Source organism: Virgibacillus sp. L01, from assembly GCF_052246775.1.
Classification (GTDB): Bacteria; Bacillota; Bacilli; order Bacillales; family Amphibacillaceae; genus Lentibacillus.
On the sequence record NZ_JBQQCP010000017.1, the window covers coordinates 25,212 to 32,757 of the forward strand.

A 7,546-nucleotide genomic window follows, 5' to 3' on the forward strand; every position below is an offset into this window, starting at 1 on the left:
CAAACTGGTGCATTAGCTGAACAAGGAGTTGTAGATTTGGCATCTCCTATTGCTTATTGAAGTAACGCAGCAGGATTGTTTAATAAGATAAAGCAAATATAGCGGTAATAACGGTTGGGCTCGCAGAAGTTCATAAATGGGAAGATGAATTATTTCATACTGAAAGAGGGGGTGACGATTTGAAAAAAATAATTGCTTTAATATCCATCCTTGGTATTGTAATTGCAGGTTACTTTTTAATTATTAAAGAAGATAGTTACCCTGTAACAGAGATGACTAGTCCACCTGGAGAACTGATTGAGAAAAAGAGAGTTGAGGTATCTCCAAAAGAGGTAAAGTACACGGCTAGATTTTTAACGTTTAATACAGACCACCTACCTGAAGAACTTACATTTACTTTCAACAAAAATGTGTGGAATCTTCTACAAAAAGAAACATTATACGATTTGAACTATGAACTTAGACATAAACCAGACAAAGAAGAATTCGTACTGAATGAAATAAGTTATTCCAAAAAATCCTTAGACGAATTCCGTATAGATATAGAGGAAATGAGGAAAAAAAGCAAAAAGTGAATATAAGTAGCTCAAATTATTCTGTAAGTAACGGGTGCTTTCCTTGAATGAGGGATTGCATCCTTGTTCAACTATAGCAGCAGGATAGTGGAAGAAGTATTCTATGGGATTAGCAAATTGAAGACTCAACAGAGTATAGGGAGGTTTATGGTGAAAAGATTAGATATAAATATTATTATACGAAATAAAAAAATATTATTTCCCTTATTAAGTATTGTGATAATTGTAATAGCAGTTATTTTAATTTATTCATTTTCATCAGTTTCAACAACAACAGCAGCCATTACAGTTTTGGAAAAGGGCTACTCTGAGGAAAATAAAGAGGCTTTTATCATAACAGCTCCTCCCAATTCATCTAATGAACTTTATGAAATAAAAATATTAGTAAAAGAACCTATGGTATGGAATTTAATTGAAAAAGAAAAAATCTACACCGTCAATTATGTTTCAAAACAAGGTGATAGAATCTTAAAACAAATTCATATCTTTGGTGATGACAAAGCAATTGAATAACTAATATTTTAGTAATGTAACAAACGAGTGCAAGAGTTGAATAAGGAATCGCAATCCCTGTTCAGCTATAGTAGCAGGTTTGTTTTTGTTTAAGAATTTTAGGGAGGAATTGATATGAACGATGAGAAAAAAAGTCTTTATTTATATATGACAGTTGGATATATCGGTCTTCTCCTAATTGGATTAGCAGCTATAAGGTATATATCAGTTTTTCACGACCCGTTGGGACAGGGTTTTACTCTGTTTGGTTTTATATTTATAACAGTCTATTTAAGGTTTATGGAAAAGAAATTAGGTATTAGCAAAAAAGAATTCATTATAAGTAAAGCTATCTTAATTGTTGTATTTTCTATACTTGCATTTTGGTTATATTTTTAAATTGTTCTTCTTCAACAAAGGGTGCGTTAATGGAACAAGGGGTGTTGGATTGACAGCTCCTATCACTTATTGAAGTAACGGGGCAGGTTACTTGTCTATCAAAATCAATCTCCTTCCCTATGTAACAAAGTTCTTCCTTAGGGAACAAAGTTGGTATGTGAGAAGGATGAAAACAGAAGAAGAACGAGGTGAACCAACCAAGCAACATCCGCTTCACGCTCAACTAAATTCAATCAATTATCAATCAAAATTCAGACTGGATCCAATCATGGTTCAGTCTTTTTCTTTGTCCTTTTTTCTCCAACCCTTATCAATACTGGCTTCAATAGAGAAACGACCGAAAAGGAAGGAAAGTACTGGTTTGAAGACGGGGAATACCAAAAAGTGATGTACGAACGTTTGGCAAAGCACATCCATTTAATTCAGTATACCAAGTAAATAAAGGTGGTCCCTAATGGAACAATGATGCTTGGTGTCGAAAGTCATATCTTAGATGATGAACACACATTATTTCTGACTCTCTCGGATGGGTATCGAATGCTTATAACATTACTTCGCAAGATAGCGTAGTTCAGGTAGGGGTAGAACAGGGTCAAGCGTTCAAGGCGATATTATTTTCTTTTAAAATGGTAGTATGTATAAGTGATAAACAAACCATGTATCACAAAAAAGGAGGAGATTTAAATGGGATATACTCATTATTTTGAATTAAAAGCGGACTTAACAAGTGAGGTGCTTAGTGACGTTTCGAAAGTTGTAAATCATTATGAAGGGATTCTAGCATACGAAATTGATGAAGCTGAAAGGAAGCCTAGCATAAATGAGGAAGAAATTCGGTTTAATGGACGCAGTGATGAAGAAGGAAAAGAGACATTTCTTGTTAAGAAGGGGTTTGGTTGGGGTTGTAAGACAGGTAGAAAACCTTATGATTTGCCTGTTTGCGAAATTCTTGCAGTTCTGAAACATCATTACGGGAATGACTTTAAACTAAAATCTGACGGATTTTGTTGGGATGGGCTCGATGGATGTTGGGCGGAGGCTTATGAGAATGTAAAAGAGCGATTTAGATATGAAGATTTTAAGTTAGCAGATGAATAAAACTATGGTTTGAAGCCTCCTTCTTCTGGGTAAGGCTTTTTTACTTTGCAATTACGAACTTTAGAAAAGAGACCTATCACCTGCCACATAATTATATGTGTACTAATAGGGTGCAAATGGTTTTAGTCATCAGGACTATTTTAACATCAAACAAAATGTTAGAAGAAGCAATGGGACGAAAACAATTAACCTAAGATGACCTAATACATGTGAAGATTGTATTTTTCAAGAAATCCAGAAACAACCCTCAAAGGTAATAACCCCATGTCTATTCCAGAAAAAATCCAAATTATTTTCCTTTGAAGTTTTCTTTTCAAACAAGGCTCGAACCGTTTAGAAGTATTAGGAATAAAACCAATGAGTAGTATGATACGTAGTCACTTGACAAAGGGTGAAATTCGGCTTGCAAAATAAATTAATTTTGTTTAGTAAGAGCTGTTTGACCTACAAATTAAACTGAAACTCCAAGTATAAGTAAATACTACAACATAATTTAAGAATATCATTATTACAACTAAATACAGACGATTTACCGTGGGACGGGATAACACGTAAAACCCCGAACGCTGTGTAACCGCTGCGTTAGTCGCTCGTTAAAGGAGCTTTACTTTCTCTCCAGACAGTAACACCGTAGTTACGCCTGTCCTGTTAGGGGTTAATTGAGAATTCCTGTGGTAGGAATAGTTGGTAAGAGCAGACCTGGACGACTTTGATCAGTTAAGTACGTATAGTACGGAACAAAATGACACGGATACCTCGTTTGATACGACCGATGGAAGTATCATCTAAGTCTATTGTTTCCCTTGTTGAAATTATATTTTTTTATTTTTTCAACAAGGGGGGATTGAGCCGTGTTCCTGTTTTTCCTCTCCCTCAAGAAGTTTTATTAAAATCAAAAAAACTAAGAACCCGAGTAGCTTAATTGTTCTAGTAACATGTACATGCACAAAACCAAAAGCAGTGGTTGTAATTATCTAAACCATTAGTTAAATCGCAACACCAGATGATAGGCGTTACACCGACAATAAACTTTAACTCATCACATCACAGTCGAACTGGTTGATTATAATTCGATAAGTACTCACTTGCATTTATTGGCTTCAACTTTGGATTAGGGTTCTTACAGTTTTATACCATCAAGGGAGTTCAACAAACTCATTAATATATAATTTGTTTTTTTACATTAAGTTCTTAAATATTTGAATCCTCAGAAGGTCTTAACCAAAAAGTGTATTTTATTATAATAGTGTTTCCGCAGGTTTTAAGACCATTCAAAGAGGTAGTACAGTGTACGACACCCAAGCTATTATTAAAAGTTACCGTCCTAGATATGATAAGAATATAAGCAATAGATGATTGATCTAATGTATAAACAAAAAAGATATATAAAGGAGCCAAAGAACATGAAAAAATCAGTATTTGTCAAATCAGTATTAAATCTGTTAGGAGATGCGGTGATTGAACATGAAGAGCATGAACCTGATACGGTTACAATGCTTGTGAAAGATGTAAATGCAGAAATAGAAGGTAAAGATTTAATGGAATATATAAAAGAAGAATTAGAAGCTAAAGAGTTTAACGACATTAGCTTTAGTTTTGGAAATGGACACTGGATGACCATACACAACTATAAAAGGTTTTAAGGAGAGGATTTAAATATGGAAAAAGTAAATTTTGAAGGAAAGACGTACACACTTGCAGCGGAGGCAGAAATAACAGGAACGCAGTTAGACGGAGGGTTTACAAATTACCGTGAGGCAGAAAATGGGGATACTTACAATTTTGAAATGTCAGCTCCCGCTTTGGATGAAGAAGGAAACCAATGTACGGTATATTGGATGTTTGAAGATGTTAAGAATAGCGAAAAACAACTGGATGAATTCGATTACGATAACATCGACCGAGTGGAATAGGGAATGGGACCACGGTGCCCCTCTAATAATCAAGAAGCCCCTTTCAAAACGAGAAGGGCTTTCTTTGCCTTAATTTTTTCCAACATTGCTTAGTATATCTTTTTCGTGATTTTTCATAAAAGAGTAGTGGAGGTAATTATTTTTCTTACCACTTGTTGTATAATTATAATAACTCGATTTTTGACTGTACGAATATATTCTTTGGATTGTGTGTGATTTTAGCATGGATAAAACTCAGGAACATGCAGTGCCAAATGAAGTTACAAATGCTATTGATCAACTTAACGAAGAAAATGCAAAAGCATATCTTCGTGATGTAGTTTCAATTGTCCAGGGGAATCAGGATGATAAGGCAATAAAACTGTATAAAGAACTGAATATATTTTTTTAGAAAATGGTTAATCAATCAAACTCTTCAATCCCTCGCAGGAGTTTAAAATTACCCTTAGCAAAGGTTGGGTTATCACATGGGCAGCAAAGATTAAGGGCAGAAAATGAAAGGGTCTTACGTAATAAGAGAAAAGGAAATAGGTAGTATTCTATGCTTTTTCTTTATAAGCCGTGATACTTGTTGAGCAATGTTACGAGATGCAGAAGAGACTGGGTAAGAAAGACTCAATGAGGTTGGGTAGTGCACTATATTGAATTAATACTGTCATGGAAAACATAGTATAGGAATCGAATAATAATCAAAAAAGAGTATCGTAAAAAGTTAAATTGGAATAGCTTGTGACTGTTTTCACTTAAACTAACGCCGCAGGTTTGTTGAATAACAAGGGGGTGGCGGATATATATGAAGAAAGTTATTGTTTTAATAGCCTTGACAGGGCTTTTATTGATTGGATGTTCGGGAGAAGAAACTAATGCAAATGAAGAGTATGTCAATATGCTATCTAATGATGAAGGTAGTTACGCATTGTATATAGTTGCTAATCTAGAGGATGAAATCACAAATGAAATACTTCAAAATAACGGAATACGTAATGTGGAAAGTTGGGTACAAGAGACATCACTAGAAAATGCAAGATTAGAAGAAGTAAAAGAAATGCCTACTTTTATTGTCTTTGATACAAAAAATAAGGTTTATGAAACTAATAGTAGGCAGGAACTATTCGAATTTTTGCAGGAAAATTAAACAATACATTATAGATGATTTTTACGCTAACTGGTGCAATGGTGTAACAAGGGATCGTCGATTATGGCGATCCTATTCTTATTTGAAGAATTATTGGGATTTTATGTTGGAATAAGTACGTGAATTAAGAATTAATGTACTTAAAGTAACGAAGCAGAATAGATGAAGAAGGATAAACGACTGTTTTTATAGAATAGTATCTGTATATGAATAAATAGGGAGTGGTTTTTAATGAGTGGGATTTGTAATTAATCATGAAGAAAGTGACTTAGAATTACCTAATTATCGAAAAAAACTTATGAAAGCAATCGAAAATGATTTTCTAAACGATGATAATGTTTTAGCACTTTTTTATGGTGGTTCCATTGGAAATGAGAATACGGATTTGTATTCAGATATTGACCTTAGAGTAGTTGTAAAACCTGAAAAAATTGAGGAATACATTTCAAACAAAAAAAAGCGTCCTCAAAGATGGGGAAATGTCCTCTATTTTGAAGACATGAACCCATTTTCGATTTATACTGTTGTTCACTATGAGTGTTTCATTAAAGTAGATACATTTTATTATAAGCCTGATGATATTCGTCCCTCTGTTTGGTTGAAAAATATAAAAATTATTAAAGATAAAGATGACATGATAGCTGGAATTCTAAAAAGGTCAATGACTCTAACCTATGAACCATCGTTCGATGAATTTGAGTTGTGGCGAACAAAGTTTTTTGCACATTTACATGAAGCATATAGAAGAGTTATGAGAAACGAGTATTATTATGCTTTGAATTGTATCGATAGTTTACGGTTATCAATTGCAACTGCATGGTATATGAATGCAGGGGTTCAACCAAATGCTTTTGGTGACTGGGCTAAATATGAAGGAAACAGAAGTAACTTGGAGAACTGGCAGAAAACTCTCCTTGAAAGCTGGGAATGCGGAAGAAATAAAAACGAAATAAAAAATGTTATGAAAAGTATAGTTCATGAGTTTAGAAAAGTTCATGGTTCTCTTTGTGATAAATTAGATATTGAAGAAAATCCAATATGGGTAGAGAAAATTATTGGTAAGGTTATATGATTATTACCAACACACCTTGTTCAACTATAGCAGCAGGATAGTGGAACAAGCTACTCTGTATTTTAGTCGAATTACAACAGAGAGGGGTTAGACAGCTTGCAATCAAAAAAGAAACTCAAGAAACGTTATTTAATAATATTTAGTGCATTGTTATTACTATTAATAGGGTTATATTTTGGTCCAGCAGTGCTTGGAGGATACGCTATAACTGAACACTCTGCGATTCGTTATACAGTGCCCAGCCAAGACGGTGAACTAGTCTTTGAAAAAGAAATAGAAGATAAAAAAATAGTAATTTGGGATACAGGTAAGGTCAATTATGTAAAGCTAATTGAAAACCCTTCAGGTATTCTTAAACGTGTTACCAATGTAAATTCAATAAGTGGACAAACACTTGATGAAAAAATGAAAGTCACTTGGTCTGGAGCCGAAATAGAAAATGAATTTTATGATCTAATATTCGCAGCAGAGGTCTTGGATAAGGAAATTGAGAAGGTAATTGTTAGTAATGAACAAGATGATAAAAAAAGTACACCATTAAGTATTGTTAAAGAGCAATCAACTGTTTTTATTGAAATGGATGTAAAAAATGGATTTGCGGCTCATTACAGTAAGTTACCACATGGAGATGTAGGTAGTTTTAGTTTTCGAGGAATAAATAGCGATGGAAAAATTGTATCCTTTGATTAAACAACCCTATATTTTGTAATTTATGTGAAGTGTTACACTTAAACAAAACCAGCTAATAGTTGTCAACATTTTTCACTAAAAAACCTAAGTTTTTCATGCTATACTTAAAATAAACATGCCAAATAAGCTTCCGTTATATTTTGATTGGAAGGTTTTGTATTAATTGGATTAA

Annotated in this window: 10 protein-coding genes; all 10 read left to right on the forward strand. The window is 33.6% G+C overall.

Annotated elements, in window-relative coordinates; translation table 11 throughout:
* The first annotated feature begins 179 nt into the window (after positions 1-179).
* Positions 180-575, forward strand: coding sequence for a hypothetical protein (locus ACTWQM_RS19575; RefSeq protein WP_443259812.1), 396 nt, complete (start codon positions 180-182; stop codon positions 573-575).
* A gap of 150 nt (positions 576-725) precedes the next feature.
* Positions 726-1,088, forward strand: a complete 363-nt coding sequence (locus ACTWQM_RS19580; RefSeq protein WP_443259813.1) for a hypothetical protein — start codon at positions 726-728, stop codon at positions 1,086-1,088.
* 114 nt (positions 1,089-1,202) lie between these two features.
* Entirely contained in the window at positions 1,203-1,466 is a 264-nt protein-coding gene (locus tag ACTWQM_RS19585; protein WP_443259814.1) for a hypothetical protein, read from the forward strand.
* Between the two features lie 684 nt (positions 1,467-2,150).
* Positions 2,151-2,564 carry a hypothetical protein gene (locus ACTWQM_RS19590; protein ID WP_443259815.1) on the forward strand — a complete coding sequence of 138 codons (414 nt, stop codon included), beginning with the start codon at positions 2,151-2,153 and terminating at the stop codon, positions 2,562-2,564.
* A gap of 1,403 nt (positions 2,565-3,967) precedes the next feature.
* Complete coding sequence (locus tag ACTWQM_RS19595) at positions 3,968-4,207, forward strand: hypothetical protein (RefSeq protein WP_443259816.1); 240 nt, start codon at positions 3,968-3,970, stop codon at positions 4,205-4,207.
* Between the two features lie 15 nt (positions 4,208-4,222).
* The gene (locus ACTWQM_RS19600) at positions 4,223-4,477 is read left to right on the forward strand and encodes a hypothetical protein (RefSeq protein ID WP_443259817.1); all 255 of its coding nucleotides are present in this window, start codon (positions 4,223-4,225) and stop codon (positions 4,475-4,477) included.
* A 223-nt stretch (positions 4,478-4,700) separates the two neighbouring features.
* Positions 4,701-4,868 carry a hypothetical protein gene (locus tag ACTWQM_RS19605; RefSeq protein WP_443259818.1) on the forward strand — a complete coding sequence of 56 codons (168 nt, stop codon included), beginning with the start codon at positions 4,701-4,703 and terminating at the stop codon, positions 4,866-4,868.
* 402 nt (positions 4,869-5,270) lie between these two features.
* Positions 5,271-5,612 (forward strand): hypothetical protein, encoded by a 342-nt coding sequence (locus ACTWQM_RS19610; protein ID WP_443259819.1) that lies wholly within the window; start codon positions 5,271-5,273, stop codon positions 5,610-5,612.
* A 235-nt stretch (positions 5,613-5,847) separates the two neighbouring features.
* Positions 5,848-6,684, forward strand: a complete 837-nt coding sequence (locus ACTWQM_RS19615; RefSeq protein ID WP_443259820.1) for an aminoglycoside 6-adenylyltransferase — start codon at positions 5,848-5,850, stop codon at positions 6,682-6,684.
* Positions 6,685-6,780: 96 nt separating this feature from the next.
* Complete coding sequence (locus tag ACTWQM_RS19620; RefSeq protein ID WP_443259821.1) at positions 6,781-7,374, forward strand: hypothetical protein; 594 nt, start codon at positions 6,781-6,783, stop codon at positions 7,372-7,374.
* Positions 7,375-7,546: the final 172 nt, after the last annotated feature.

Coding starts and splice junctions, on each gene's coding strand:
- ACTWQM_RS19590 (WP_443259815.1), top strand. CDS start 2,151: ATGGGATATACTCATTATTTTGAATTAAAAGCGGACTTAACAAGTGAG.
- ACTWQM_RS19595 (WP_443259816.1), top strand. CDS start 3,968: ATGAAAAAATCAGTATTTGTCAAATCAGTATTAAATCTGTTAGGAGAT.
- ACTWQM_RS19585 (WP_443259814.1), top strand. CDS start 1,203: ATGAACGATGAGAAAAAAAGTCTTTATTTATATATGACAGTTGGATAT.
- ACTWQM_RS19600 (WP_443259817.1), top strand. CDS start 4,223: ATGGAAAAAGTAAATTTTGAAGGAAAGACGTACACACTTGCAGCGGAG.
- ACTWQM_RS19605 (WP_443259818.1), top strand. CDS start 4,701: ATGGATAAAACTCAGGAACATGCAGTGCCAAATGAAGTTACAAATGCT.
- ACTWQM_RS19610 (WP_443259819.1), top strand. CDS start 5,271: ATGAAGAAAGTTATTGTTTTAATAGCCTTGACAGGGCTTTTATTGATT.